This is a genomic window from Bacillus massiliglaciei, assembly GCF_900098925.1.
Taxonomy (GTDB): Bacteria; Bacillota; Bacilli; order Bacillales; family DSM-1321; genus Peribacillus; species Peribacillus massiliglaciei.
Genome location: NZ_LT622344.1, coordinates 22,490 through 35,688, shown reverse-complemented (window position 1 = coordinate 35,688; position 13,199 = coordinate 22,490). Strand labels below are relative to the sequence as shown.

Genomic DNA, 13,199 nt, shown 5'->3' with positions numbered 1-13,199 from the left:
CCAAATAAAAAACAGGTACCAAGACATGTCTCCCAGAACCTGTTTTAGCCGCCGAAACGGCTCATTATTATTTAACGAGTGCAATGACTTCAATTTCCACAAGGACATCTTTTGGCAGACGGGCTGCCTCTACGCAGGAACGGGCTGGCTTATGGTCTCCAAAGTATCCTCCGTAAATTTCATTGATTTGAGCAAAGTCGTCCATGTTTTTAATAAAAACAGTGGCTTTTACAACCGTTTCTAAAGAAGCTCCTGCTTCTTCGAGCACAGCTTTAAGATTAGAAAATACTTGGTGCGTTTGTTCTTTTACACCGCCTGTGACAAGTTCTCCTGATGCTGTAAGCGGAATTTGTCCTGAGCAGAAAAAAAGGTTATTTACAGTGATCCCTTGAGAATATGGGCCAATGGCTGCTGGCGCTTTATCTGTATGTATCGCTTTCATAATCATTCCTCTTTTCAATTAGTATTGGTAAAGTAATTTCCTCGGTTGACGCTGATTTTCCTGTCGCGTTCATCTACCTCTGACAATTTAATCAATGAAATATAATTGTCTACAAGCCGCTCATCAGGATGCTCTGCTTCTACTAAAACCGTGATACCTGCTACTTTGGCATTGAATTCCTCAAGCAAACTGACCATCCCTTTCATCGTGCCTCCCGCTTTCATGAAGTCATCCACGATTAGGACATTGGCTCCTTCCACAAGGCTCCGTTTTGAAAGGACCATCGTCTGGATTCGCTTAGAAGAACCGGATACATAGTTGATACTGACCGTAGAGCCTTCTGTTACCTTATTATCACGCCTTACAATCACGACCGGGACATTTAGGTAGTTGGCGACCGCATAGGCCAGGGAAATCCCCTTGGTTGCCATCGTCATAATAACAGATACTTTCTTATCAGCATACTTGGCAGCAATGATGCGCCCCACTCGATTAACGATCTGCGGCTGTCCAAGAATATCTGTCATAAACAAATAGCCCCCTGGAAGAAGCCGTTCAGGGCTTGCCATTGTTTCACACAGACCATCAATAAAGGAAGCTGCCTCCTCCTCCTTAATGGATACAAGGTACTTGACCCCGCCAGCCGCTCCGGGAACGGTAATCAGCGATCCAATGCCGCGCTGTTCAAACGTTTCTTTTATAATGGTAAGATCTTCACTGATGGAAGATTTAGCGGAGCTGTACCTTTCTGCAAAAAACGTCAGGGATACTAATTCACCGGGATGCTCTAACAGAAAATTTGTCATATCTACAAGCCTCTCGCTGCGTCTGAATTTCATCGAAACACCCCCTCGCTCAATTTCCGAATATTATACAGTAACTATATCACTATCGTACGTGTTATATCAAGACGGATTCTGATCGCCTAATAAGCGCACTGCATAAACCTGGTCACAAAAGCCTCGCAGGCCGTTATATACCCGCTGCATCCTTGATTCATGTTCCACAAGCCCAAACACCGTTGGCCCGCTTCCGCTCATAAGCACAGCATCCGCTCCAAAGGTTTTCATCTGGTCTTTAAGGTTGGCAACCTCTGGATATAGCTCCAGTGTCACATTTTCAAGAATATTGCCAAGCCCGCTGCACACCTTTTCATAGCTGTCTTCTTTAATTGCCTCTATCATTTGCTGAACACTCGGATGTTCCGCATCAGTAAGGCGAAGGCGTTTGTAAATATCAGCAGTGGAAACGCCAATCGTAGGTTTCGCCAAAATGACCCAGCATTTCGGCGGGGTCGGCAAATGGGTGATGATTTCTCCCCGTCCTTTTGCAAGAGCTGTTCCTCCATATACACAAAAAGAAACATCAGAGCCGATCTCTGCCCCTATTTCAGCAAGCTCATCCAAAGACAGACCCAGATTCCAGAGTCTGTTCAGACCTCGCAATGCCGCAGCTGCATCACTGCTTCCGCCTGCAAGCCCTGCAGCAACCGGAATATTTTTCTCTATTAAAATGGAAACACCTTTTTTGATATTGAAACGTTCTTTTAATATGAAGGCCGCCTGATAGGCGAGATTCCGGTGATCATCCGGAACAAACCGGTTATGAGAAAGAATCTGAATACGGTCTCCTTCAATTTCCTTTAATTCTAATCTATCAGCAAGGTCCACGGTCGTCATAATCATTTCGACCTCATGGTACCCGTCCGGCCGCTTGTAAAGCACATCTAAAGCAAGATTGATTTTAGCTGGTGCTTTCTCCATGAGCTTCAATAATTCCACCTACTTTAACGTTCTTGAAAGTTCTTGTCCTATTCTACCATATTTGACGCCATTCTAAAGTTTTTTTCCATAAAAACGAAAAGCCCCTGATTTTTCACCTATATAAAAAGAAAAAGCCAGACTTCATTATCTACAATGTAAGCATAAACCGCTTATGCTATACATTGAGTTGAAGTCTGGCTTTTTTAGTGATCAGCGCGTTTTAGTAAGTCTGTTTAATCAGCCTTTATCAGCCATCTGCCGCTGTGCCTTCTCTATGGCCAGCTTTACCAAGTTCCCGGCATCACGTGCTCGGATGCCGCCCCAGCCCTCTGTTTGAACAACATCATAAAAGCCAAGTTCTTTAGCGAGCTCTTCTTTTAAGCCTTCTGACATGATTCCCTTTCGTCTGCCCAAACGAAACAACCCCTTTCACACGCTGTCACACTATTAGAGTCTACGGAAAAGGACGTTTTATGAATCCCTATTTGTGGAACAAATTAAAAAGCAGCAAACTAACGTTCACTGCCCGCTCTAAGTTACATTTCTTGTTGTTTGTTTAAAAACGTTAATTGTACGGTCTCCGTTAATACATCTGCATAGCTGTAAGACACGCGCTCGAAAGCATTTTCGTCCTGATCCAGTTCAATTACAAAAACCGCCGGATACGTTTCTGCCAACGTTCCAAAACGCTCTACAGTCTTTCTTCTTCCGCCATTTGCCTTTAAAAGCAACCTTTTACCAAGGTTTGAATCAAGTGCATGTTTAATATCAGCTAAAGTTTTTGGCATTTTCGGTCCACCTCACTAAATATAGTATAGCACAATTAACGATAAACTGCAAATAAAATAATAAATTATATCAGCAATTAAAATTGTTTGTCAACGATTTTTATGCCCCTTACATCAAAAAACCGTTATTTTTATTATGTGGCAACTCTCACAAAATTATGTAAAGTTTTCTTTTACATTTTAAGCATAGCAGCACAGCCGGCAGCTTCCTGATACGTATTTGCGTATTTGCCGGCCATGAATATGCCTTTAATCATTTTGAAGTGGTTTATAGGGCAGTCCGGTCCTTAATACTCCCCGGGTTTCAATCCCGCCCATTCCCTTGTCACCTGTCAGGGTATTTTTCAGGACATCCCATACATGGATATGCTCCCTAAAAGGAGTAAAACTGATCTTTCCAACAATATATACAGGATCTAATGCATGGATATTAACGCGCGAAGGGGAACTTGCAAAGTTAGCCCCCGCTTGAACCAGGGACTCAAAATGGGACTGACAGGCCCCGGCAAAAATAATCAACTGATCTAAATGGGGAACTTTTTTACGGGCCGCCTGAACGGTCTGCACAAATTCACGGGAATGGCGGTAAGCTGTTAAATCATTCATATCTCCTTTTGCTTTAGAATAGGCATCATGGCCGGTAATCACTAATATGTCCGGACGATAGTGATCCAACAATGCTCCAATTCTGCTGGGCATATCTTTCTCGTTACAATATACCCCGTGTACCGGTATCCCAAACTTTCCATATAAATCAAGACATTTCCTTAAATAGGAAGCATCCCCGTCCAAGTGCAGCACCCTGCCCGGAATTTGAAAATAATTGCCGGTATACCGATAGCCATCGCTTGATTCAAAGCTGTTTTTTTGCTGCTGCAATTCAAGGTCCTGTGTCAGGAGACGGTAAGATTGATCTTGCAATTGCTCATTCGATTTTTCGCGATAGCTTCTCTCTTCTTCGTTGATCTTCACTAAGTCTTCCAGGGGAGCATCCGCAATTAATCGAATATTTTCCCCAAATAAAACCGCAGTCTTTCCGTCATTTGTATCACGGAGTGCAATCACTCTGAACAGCACATCACTCCCATATGATTTCCGGCCGACAATATCATTCACTTCTAATTTCATGGTCTCACCCCATGAGAAAAATTACTGTTTCTATTCATACCCAGCGGACGCTGCAGAAGTCTGCCGCCCGTGACTGGTAGTTGCTTTAAAAACCTGCCAATAAGAAATATTCGGTAATCGAATGATTACTTTTCTATGGTATGCACCTATACAGATTTGGTGAGTCAGCATCCGGGCTTAAAATAAAAAAACGCCGGAGTCCATCAACCGGCGTTTTTGCATATTATTTAAAATGAGGAAGCAAAGCATCACTCAGTCGGCCAAACTCTTCAATGCTCAGCGTTTCTCCCCGTCTTCCAGGATCAACGCCGGCCAATTCAAGCGCCTGCAAAATCTGTTCTTTTTTTGACTTGCCATCTTGCAGCTGGCTCGTTAAATTATTTAAAATGGTTTTTCGTCTTTGAGCAAAGCTGGCCCTCGTTATTTGGAACAGAAATTCTTCATCTTTCACTTCTACAGGAGGGGTTTCTCTCCTGATCAATCGGATGACAGCTGAATCTACATTCGGCTGGGGCATGAAAACCGTTTTTGGCACAACCATAACTGTCTCTGCCGTTGTATAGTATTGGATTGCAATCGAGAGCGAACCATATTCCTTCGTTCCCGGCTGAGCGGAAATCCGTTCTGCAACTTCCTTCTGAAGCATACAGACAATACCGCGTATCGGTAAATTTTCGGAAAGCAGCTTCAAAATAATCGGCGTTGTCACATAGTAAGGCAGGTTAGCGACGACCATTAAATCCTCAATTCCCTGAAATTCCTCCCCAATCACCTGTTTGACGTCCGCCTTAAGGATATCCTCATGAATGATATTAACATTGTTGTATGGAGACAGCGTATCTGCCAAAATCGGCAGCAGACGCTGGTCAATTTCAAAGGCTGTCACTTTTTTGCTGTTTTTGGCTAATTGCTCAGTTAAAGCCCCTATTCCAGGTCCAATTTCAATGGCTCCGCTTTCTGCCGAAAGACCGGCGAAGTCGACAATTCGGTTTAAAATGTTCGTATCAATTAAAAAGTTCTGACCGAGACTCTTTTTAAAAGAGAAGCCGTACTTTTTCAATATCTCTTTTGTCCTGACCGGTGTTGCAATATCTTTATTCATTCATATCCTCCTGATCTATTTTCGCTGCTGCTTCCTGAAATGCAGCCTTTGATATCCGAAACATTTTCAATCGGTTGTATAACTGCTTTCCATTAGTATAGCCGATCTTCAAATCGATCCCCAGCTTTTCACGACGTTCACTTGAGTCTGCCTGGCCAATCAGTCCTGCATCGATTAAATCCTGTTTAGAAATCTCTTCAGGTGCTTCTTCATCCATAAATTGAGCATCCTTCAATGCTTTCCTGATGGCTGCAGGGGAAGCATGCTCCACACCGATTCCTCTTCCTGACTTTGGCAGCGCTTCTTTCTTGGTAACGAAGGCATGCTTACAGCCCGGTACCTGATCGGAAACAGTCTGGCGAATTTTTTGACCGGGGAAATCAGGATCTGTCAGGATAATTACCCCCCGCGTTTCCTGTGCAAGCTTTACTCGGGATATAACGGAGGCATCTACAGCCGAACCGTTTGTTTCAATTGTATCCGCATCAACTGCCCGCTTCACGGCAACTGTATCATCTTTTCCTTCAACGACAATGATTTCTTTTATTTTCTTCATGATTTCCTCCATATGAATGGATCTATCCACGTTCTGCACGTTTAGCTTTCCATAACAATCTATCCTCTATTAAAGCAGGTTTGCCTGCTTATTTACAACTTGGCAACCAAACCATTTTACCATGTTCACCTGCAAAATAATGATCTGTTTCTAAGAATGGAGAAAATTTATCCTGTTAATACAAGAAAAAGCAGGGGATTCGCATCCCCTGCTCATCACAATCAGTCCACAATTTGCACTTTGACCCGTTTGACACCCCAGCGGTAAGCATCCGACTTAGAGGAGAAGAACACATCGATCTTGTTCCCTTTGATCGCGCCTCCTTTGTCAGCTGCGACCGCATATCCGTATCCCTCTACATAGACTTTTGAACCAAGAGGTATTACACTCGGATCAACAGCAATGACTTTTGCATGCGGATTATCCTTTAAATTCATCCCGGTTGTTGTAACCCCTGAACATCCGCTGCAGCTGGCTGTATAGGCAGTAGAAGACACATAAATCTCTTTGCCGCCCTTGTCGGAAGAAGCGCTCACTGGAACAGCATGGACTTCTTCAGGTTTTGAAGCGGCCTCTGCTTTAGCCCCAACAGCTACTACTTGATTCTGTTCTTTTTTCACTACCTTTTCAGAAAGCAGCTGCCGTTTTACTTCCTTGCCATCTTCTTTGACAACTTCATATTGTCTTGAAATCAAACCTTTTCTGCCTTCTTTTACAACTTCTTCCTGTCCCTTTGGAATCGATTTGTCTTCTTTTTTCTCGACAGAATAGTCGACGGTTTCTTCCACTACATCGGTGACCTTTTCAACACGAGTAACAATAACTGTGTCCTTAGCCGTTACTTTTTCATCTAAATCTGGCTTTACACGGTCATGCTCGTTCAGTACGATTCCTTGTTGCTTTAAAAAGTCAGCGACCGTAGTCGAAGTGGACCAAACCTGCTTCTTTTCTCCGCCTGCTGTCAGGTGAAGCGGAAAAGCTTTCTCAATGGAAATTTCCATGTTTTTTTCGATTTTGGCATCTTTCTTCGGATGCAGGCTGTCGTTTTTCGTTACCTTGATGCCCTGTTCCTGCAGAAGTTCTCCGACCGTATCTTTGGTTGTCCGGAATTTCTGAGTTTTACCGTCTACGTTCACTTCTATTTCCCGTGCCGGTTCCCAGGTGATTTCCGTATTTTCCGTGACTGGACTATCAATGGATGGGGTGACAGAATCTTCTGCCTGAACCTCAACACCCATCTCATTAAACATATCTTTGACAGTAGCAGAATGCGATCTGACTACCTGTTCCTTGCCGTCTAACTTAAGGGTTACTGTATGTTTAGTCCCTTGATAAAACAGTATATCCCCTGCCAAAGCACCCACGAAGATCAAGCAGATGGCGAGGGTCATTCTCATTTTCCCAAAAGACTTGGGATTCAGGTTTTTCATATGACTTATAAAAATGAAAAACTCCTCCTTCCTCTCGGTGATTGATTATATAGATAGATGAATCGAGATGTCAAATCAAATGCAAAACAGGAAAAATAGGAAATTATCACCTATTATGACTATCCTTGTTTAAAAAGAAAAGAATGACTTCTCGACACTCCATCCCACCTAAAGAGCAAGATCTGCCGAATCTTAGGGGAACTTTGGCGGATGGGACATTGTTTTGTCATATCAGACAGCATTCACTATCAGGATATGCCGAATAGTTTTTTTGCATTTGCTGTTGTAGCCTCTGCCACTTCTTCTAAGGACATCTGTTTAATTTCTGCGATTTTTTCAGCAACCAGTTTCACATAGGCAGGCTCATTCCGCTTGCCCCTGTATGGATGCGGTGCTAAATAAGGGCAGTCTGTCTCGATCAGCAGGCGGTCCATCGGAACAGCCTCTGCCACTTCCTTCGGTTTCTTTGCATTTTTGAATGTTACCGGTCCCCCAAGGGATATGTAAAAATTCATCTCCAGGCATTCCTTCGCTGTTTCCGCACTGCCGCTGAAGCAATGCATAATGCCTCCTACTTCCTCCGCCCCTTCTTCCTTCAGGATTTCGATGACGTCAGAAGTTGCCTCCCGATTATGAATGATGATAGGCAGCTTAACACGCTTTGCCAGCCTGATCTGCTTTCGGAATACTACTTTTTGAATCTCTTTAGGGGACTTGTCCCAATGATAGTCGAGGCCCATTTCGCCGATTGCCACCACTTTAGGATGAGAGGAAAGCTCTTCGATCCACTCCAAGTCTGCTTCCGTCATGTCTATAGCATCTACCGGATGCCAGCCGACAGCCGCATACATGAATTCATTTTCCTCCGCCAATTCCATGGCTCTCGTGATGGTAGGACGGTCAAAGCCAACGACAACAACATGGGAAACTCCAGCGTCGCCCATTCTTTCGATGACTTCGTTTAAATCTTCGTCAAATTGTTCCGCATTTAGATGTACATGAGTATCAAATAACATGGTATAGTTCCTTCCTCTCTAGTTTATTATGAAAAAGCCAGCTTGTGTTTCTCATTTATATAACAAAAATATTACAAAACTTTTCACAGCAGCTGTAAAGAAAAAAACATAAAAACGTTTCAGAGGAAACATCTTTATGTTTTTCAAAAAGCAGCGCTTCTAAAAAATGGCCGGCGGAACCCATAGGGATTCCGCCAAGAAAGTCATGTGACAGAAAGGTTTCTTTTTTATTTTACTTTTGAGCCGTTCGGAAGTGATGCATCAACCGTTGCCACAGATAAAACGCCATCTTGGCTTCCGGCAAGAATCATTCCTTGTGAAAGTTCACCGCGCAGTTTCACAGGTTTCAGATTCGTCACGCAAATCACTTTTTTGCCGACAAGCTCTTCTGGTTTATAGTATTGGGCAATTCCGGATACAACCTGACGTTTCTCGTAGCCTAAGTCCAGCTGAAGCTTCAGCAGCTTATCCGCTTTTTTCACCGGCTCGACTTCCAGTACCTGGGCGACCCGAAGTTCTACCTTCATAAAGTCATCAATTGTAATTTCATCAACTTCAGGAATTTCTGTGACAGCAGCAGGTTTCTTCTTTTCTTCCTCTTTCGGTGCACTTCCCTGCATTTGTTCTTTAATGTATTGGATTTCATCATCCATTTCCAAGCGAGGGAAGACAGGATTGCCTTTTATTACTTGCGTTCCGGCTGGAATTTGGCCGAACTGCTCCAGGCTGTCCCATCCCTTAAGCTCTTCTTTATCAATATTTAGCTGGGCGAAAATCTTTTCAGGCGTTTGAGTCAGGAACGGCTTAAGCAAGATGGAAATACGGCGGAGCGATTCAGCCAAATGAACCATAACTCCGGCCAATTCTTCCCTTTTGCTCTCTTCTTTTGCCAATGTCCAAGGCTGTGTTTCATCAATGAATTTATTCGTTCTGCTGACCAGCTGCCATACATTCGATAAGGCAACCGAGAACTCCATATTTTCCATTGCTTCTTCGTATTTAATGACTGTATCTTGATTCATTTGCAGCAGCGCTTTTTCGAACTCCCGCTCTGATTCGGAGTATTCAGGAATGATTCCGTCAAAATATTTGTTAATCATCGCAACCGTCCGGTTAAGAAGATTGCCCAGATCATTCGCCAAATCAAAATTGATTCGTTCAATGAATCCTTCTGGTGTGAAGACCCCGTCCGATCCAAATGGAACTTCACGAAGCAGGTAATAACGCACAGCATCCAGGCCGTAACGGTCAATCAGGGTAACCGGATCCACCACATTCCCCTTCGATTTCGACATTTTCCCATCTTTCATCAGCAGCCATCCGTGCGCAAACACTTTCTTCGGAAGAGGAATATCCAATGCCATCAGCATGATCGGCCAGTAAATCGTATGAAAACGCACGATTTCCTTTCCGACTAAATGCACATTGGCCGGCCAGTAGTTCAAATAGTTGCCGTCATCATCTGTTCCATAACCTAACGCTGTGATGTAATTGGATAAAGCATCAATCCATACATAGATGACATGCTTTGGATCTCCCGGAACCTTAACTCCCCAGTCAAATGTTGTCCGGGAAACAGCCAAATCCTCCAGCCCCGGCTTAATGAAATTATTGATCATTTCATTCTTCCTGGATTCCGGCTGGATGAATTGAGGATGCTCTTCATAGAATTGCAGCAGGCGGTCAGCATATTTGCTCATCCGGAAGAAATAAGACTCTTCCTTGACCTTTTCGACAGGCCGTCCGCAGTCAGGGCACTTGCCGTTGCTTTCTTCTACCTGCCGTTCTGTAAAGAAAGATTCGCAAGGAGTACAGTACAGACCTTCATATTGATCCAAGTAGATATCTCCTTGATCCAAAAGCTTCTTGAAAATTTTCTCTACAACGACCTTATGTCTGTCCTGTGTCGTCCTGATAAAGTCATCATAAGAGATATCCAGCTTTCTCCAAAGATCCTGAATCCCTTCGGCCATTTTATCGACATACTCCTGCGGGGTAAGTCCCTCTTCCGCTGCCTTACGCTGAATCTTCTGTCCGTGCTCATCCGTGCCTGTCAGATACCGAACATCAAACCCGCGCATCCGTTTATAGCGGGCCATCGCATCACCGGCAACCGTGGTATAGGCATGCCCAATATGTAAATTCCCACTTGGATAATAAATCGGCGTGGTAATATAGAATGTTTTTAATTTTTCCTTCATAAAAAAAGCGTCCTCCTTATGGTTAAAAACTGAACCTGCCGGCAGGGGTCAGCCACTTTCACATACTGCCATCCTGCAGAAAAAGATAAAATCTGACAATCCCAGCATATATACTTCCATTTTAACGCTATATGTCAAGTTATGCGACTGTTAACCTAAAAAAACTAAAAAGGCTCCCGAAGAGTTTTCCCTCTTCTAATTTCTCCCTATTCTCCTCCTCTCTATACCATCTTACCTATTTTTTACTATACGCTCTTAATTCAGGACTTTTTATTTGAAACTATCTTAAGTGCAATCGTATAATAAGATAGCAGGAAAGGAAAATACTCCTAAAAAAGTATACAGATGTCGAAAACCATCGAATTCCTCTGTCCTAATCAGCCTAATCTCTCCGTTCCTTTTTTCCTCACATGCCTATATCTAACAATTGGAAAAAATAGTATAGGTAAAATCATTGACGTTTTTGGGAAAGCCTGGTATTATTAGTTTATTAAAAAACTTGTCGAAAATTGACGAAAAAATAGATATAGCAGAAGCTAGTGTTATTGAGAGGGGATAATTAAATAATGAAATCTACAGGAATCGTACGTAAAGTTGACGAATTGGGACGCGTGGTTATTCCAATCGAACTTCGCCGTACATTAGGAATCGCTGAAAAAGATGCTCTTGAAATCTATGTGGATGATGAGCGCATCATCTTAAAGAAATACAAGCCAAACATGACTTGCCAAGTAACGGGCGAGGTATCTGATGACAATCTTTCTCTTGCAGGCGGCAAACTAATTCTTAGCCGTGAAGGTGCAGATATCCTAATCAAAGAAATCCAAGAAAGTCTAGCACTTTCTAAATAAGATAAAAAGAGTTCCAGCTGAGACTGGAACTCTTTTTTTACTCCTGATCGATATGATAAGACTGATATACTTCTCTCTTATGAAGGCCGCGCTCTTTTGCCACTTGTTTGATGGCCTCCTTAGACGTAAGTTCACCATTCGACATATAATGCTCTACATGCTTGGCAATATCCAGTTCTGCCCACCACAGATTATCCGTTTCCGCTTCTTCCTCTGCGGCCCCTTCAATAATGAGACAGAATTCACCTCGTATTTCCGATTCATTTGCCCATTGCACCGCATCGCCAACTGTACCGCGTATAAATTCTTCAAACTTCTTAGTCAGCTCTCTGCAGAGAACGATCCGGCGCTCTCCTAAAATTTCATGCATGGATTTCAGTGTATCCTTCAGCCGATGGGGCGACTCATAAATAATCCAGGTTGCATTCATTTTCTTCAGTTTCTCCAGTTCCCGCTTCTTTTCTTTCGCGCTTCTTTGCAGGAAGCCATAGAAATAGAACGGCTGCGGATTGATTCCCGAAGCAATTAAAGCCGTAAGAGCGGCATTCGCACCTGGAAGCGGAATCACCTTGTAATGTTCTTCAATGGCGTCCTGCACTAATTCATAACCAGGATCTGAAATGGTTGGCAGTCCGGCATCGCTCACTAAAGCAATTGTTTGGCCGGCCCTCAGTCTATCCAGCATCTTTTTGCCGCTATATTCCTTATTATGTTCATGATAGCTGACAATTGGCGTCGGGATCTCAAAGTAATTACATAATTTTTTCGTATTTCTGGTATCTTCAGCGGCAATGACATCCGCTTCTTTTAAGATTCTGAGCGCGCGAAAACTGATATCCTCCAAATTCCCAATCGGCGTGGGAACTAAATAAAGGACCGGTTCCGTTCCCTCTCTTTCAAAGCTCTTCTGCTGCCACATTCTTGGATCTCTCCTTTTCCATCCATTGTTCCTTTTTTTTTCGTGTAAACTGCTTAAAGCGATATTCCATCTGCATGGCCTCTGTCTTGGTTGGGTAGGCAGCAGCATATAGGAGGGTTACAGGACCTCGGCCCCGCGTATATTTTGCTCCCCTCCCTTCATTGTGCTGGTTCAGCCGTCTCCCAAGGTCATTGGTATATCCTGCATAATAACTCCCATCCCGGCATTTCAAAACATAGAAGTAATGACTATTCTTCTCCATATAAAATCTTTCTGATTTCAGGATTATATTCATTTTGATTATTATATACGACAAGAGGCGGCAGAATTTTCAAATCCGGACTCCCATCCTTTATCCCCTCGACAAGAATGGTATTGGCTTCTTTCGTATTTTTAGGATAAACCAATTGCAGCCGCTTTGGTTCCAAGCGGTACTTTCTCATTAAGCTCAGCAAGTCCATCAGTCTCCCCGGCCGGTGAACAAAGGCAGCTTTTCCTCCCTGCTTTAGCAGCTGGCTGCTTACCTTGATGACGTCATCAAGCGTACACATGATTTCATGCCTGGCAATCGCATAATGCTCATTCTTATTCCGTTCCTCTGCTGACGGTGTTGGAAAATAGGGGGGATTGCATGTAACCACATCAAATTTCCCCCTGCCCAGCTGCTCCGGGGATTGCTTCAAATCTCCATGAATCATGCTGATTTGATCAGCAAGGCGGTTGTATTCCACGCTTCTGCAGGCCATATCAAAGAGCCGTTCCTGTATTTCCACCCCTGTAATCAGCGCTTTTGTCCGCGTGCTTAATAACAAGGGAATGATTCCATTTCCTGAACATAAATCGATAATCTTTCCTTTTTGGATAGGCACATTCACAAACTTAGCAAGCAGCACCGCATCCAATGAAAAGGAAAAAACGGATGGACTTTGAATGATCCTTAAATTCTCTGCCAGCAGATAATCCAGGCGCTCATCCCCAATCAGATTCACCATATTCATTCTCT

Annotated in this window: 15 protein-coding genes; 1 reads left to right on the top strand and 14 read right to left on the bottom strand. The window is 43.4% G+C overall.

The features are described 5' to 3' along the window. Positions 1-67 precede the first annotated feature (67 nt). The 11 genes from BQ4305_RS00985 to metG all read right to left on the bottom strand — a co-directional run bounded on the left by BQ4305_RS00985 (position 68) and on the right by metG (position 10,426). A complete protein-coding gene (locus BQ4305_RS00985) occupies positions 68-445 on the bottom strand; it encodes a RidA family protein (RefSeq protein ID WP_199880503.1) in 378 nt (125 codons plus the stop codon). A gap of 11 nt (positions 446-456) precedes the next feature. Further along, positions 457-1,281: a pur operon repressor gene (gene purR / locus BQ4305_RS00980; RefSeq protein ID WP_110926078.1), complete on the bottom strand. Its 825-nt coding sequence runs from the start codon at positions 1,279-1,281 to the stop codon at positions 457-459. 66 nt (positions 1,282-1,347) lie between these two features. Continuing rightward, the gene (gene ispE / locus BQ4305_RS00975) at positions 1,348-2,214 is read right to left on the bottom strand and encodes a 4-(cytidine 5'-diphospho)-2-C-methyl-D-erythritol kinase (protein ID WP_110926077.1); all 867 of its coding nucleotides are present in this window, start codon (positions 2,212-2,214) and stop codon (positions 1,348-1,350) included. A gap of 228 nt (positions 2,215-2,442) precedes the next feature. Further along, complete coding sequence (locus BQ4305_RS00970; RefSeq protein ID WP_110926076.1) at positions 2,443-2,619, bottom strand: protein sspF; 177 nt, start codon at positions 2,617-2,619, stop codon at positions 2,443-2,445. 122 nt (positions 2,620-2,741) lie between these two features. Beyond that, positions 2,742-2,993, bottom strand: a complete 252-nt coding sequence (gene veg, locus BQ4305_RS00965; RefSeq protein WP_071353029.1) for a biofilm formation stimulator Veg — start codon at positions 2,991-2,993, stop codon at positions 2,742-2,744. Between the two features lie 249 nt (positions 2,994-3,242). Next, positions 3,243-4,121: a sporulation peptidase YabG gene (gene yabG, locus BQ4305_RS00960; RefSeq protein ID WP_110926075.1), complete on the bottom strand. Its 879-nt coding sequence runs from the start codon at positions 4,119-4,121 to the stop codon at positions 3,243-3,245. 223 nt (positions 4,122-4,344) lie between these two features. Next, positions 4,345-5,223, bottom strand: coding sequence for a 16S rRNA (adenine(1518)-N(6)/adenine(1519)-N(6))-dimethyltransferase RsmA (gene rsmA, locus BQ4305_RS00955; RefSeq protein ID WP_110926074.1), 879 nt, complete (start codon positions 5,221-5,223; stop codon positions 4,345-4,347). Continuing rightward, positions 5,216-5,779, bottom strand: coding sequence for a ribonuclease M5 (gene rnmV, locus BQ4305_RS00950; protein ID WP_110926073.1), 564 nt, complete (start codon positions 5,777-5,779; stop codon positions 5,216-5,218). The genes rsmA and rnmV overlap by 8 nt, the downstream gene beginning before the upstream one ends. A gap of 221 nt (positions 5,780-6,000) precedes the next feature. After that, the gene (locus BQ4305_RS00945; protein WP_234396840.1) at positions 6,001-7,170 is read right to left on the bottom strand and encodes a G5 and 3D domain-containing protein; all 1,170 of its coding nucleotides are present in this window, start codon (positions 7,168-7,170) and stop codon (positions 6,001-6,003) included. A gap of 287 nt (positions 7,171-7,457) precedes the next feature. Further along, positions 7,458-8,225, bottom strand: coding sequence for a TatD family hydrolase (locus BQ4305_RS00940; RefSeq protein WP_110926071.1), 768 nt, complete (start codon positions 8,223-8,225; stop codon positions 7,458-7,460). Between the two features lie 227 nt (positions 8,226-8,452). Next, positions 8,453-10,426 carry a methionine--tRNA ligase gene (gene metG, locus BQ4305_RS00935; RefSeq protein ID WP_110926070.1) on the bottom strand — a complete coding sequence of 658 codons (1,974 nt, stop codon included), beginning with the start codon at positions 10,424-10,426 and terminating at the stop codon, positions 8,453-8,455. Positions 10,427-10,992: 566 nt separating this feature from the next. Between metG and BQ4305_RS00930 the strand changes: the two genes are divergently transcribed. Next, positions 10,993-11,277: an AbrB/MazE/SpoVT family DNA-binding domain-containing protein gene (locus tag BQ4305_RS00930; RefSeq protein ID WP_110926069.1), complete on the top strand. Its 285-nt coding sequence runs from the start codon at positions 10,993-10,995 to the stop codon at positions 11,275-11,277. Positions 11,278-11,314: 37 nt separating this feature from the next. Here the strand turns inward: BQ4305_RS00930 and rsmI are convergent, their stop codons facing one another. Genes rsmI through BQ4305_RS00915 form a run of 3 tightly spaced genes read right to left on the bottom strand, consistent with a single transcriptional unit; the run spans position 11,315 to position 13,188 of the window. Continuing rightward, entirely contained in the window at positions 11,315-12,196 is an 882-nt protein-coding gene (gene rsmI, locus BQ4305_RS00925) for a 16S rRNA (cytidine(1402)-2'-O)-methyltransferase (RefSeq protein WP_110926068.1), read from the bottom strand. Beyond that, the gene (locus BQ4305_RS00920; RefSeq protein WP_110926067.1) at positions 12,174-12,458 is read right to left on the bottom strand and encodes a GIY-YIG nuclease family protein; all 285 of its coding nucleotides are present in this window, start codon (positions 12,456-12,458) and stop codon (positions 12,174-12,176) included. The genes rsmI and BQ4305_RS00920 overlap by 23 nt, the downstream gene beginning before the upstream one ends. Continuing rightward, positions 12,445-13,188 (bottom strand): tRNA1(Val) (adenine(37)-N6)-methyltransferase, encoded by a 744-nt coding sequence (locus BQ4305_RS00915; protein WP_110926066.1) that lies wholly within the window; start codon positions 13,186-13,188, stop codon positions 12,445-12,447. The genes BQ4305_RS00920 and BQ4305_RS00915 overlap by 14 nt, the downstream gene beginning before the upstream one ends. Between the last annotated feature and the right edge of the window lie 11 nt (positions 13,189-13,199).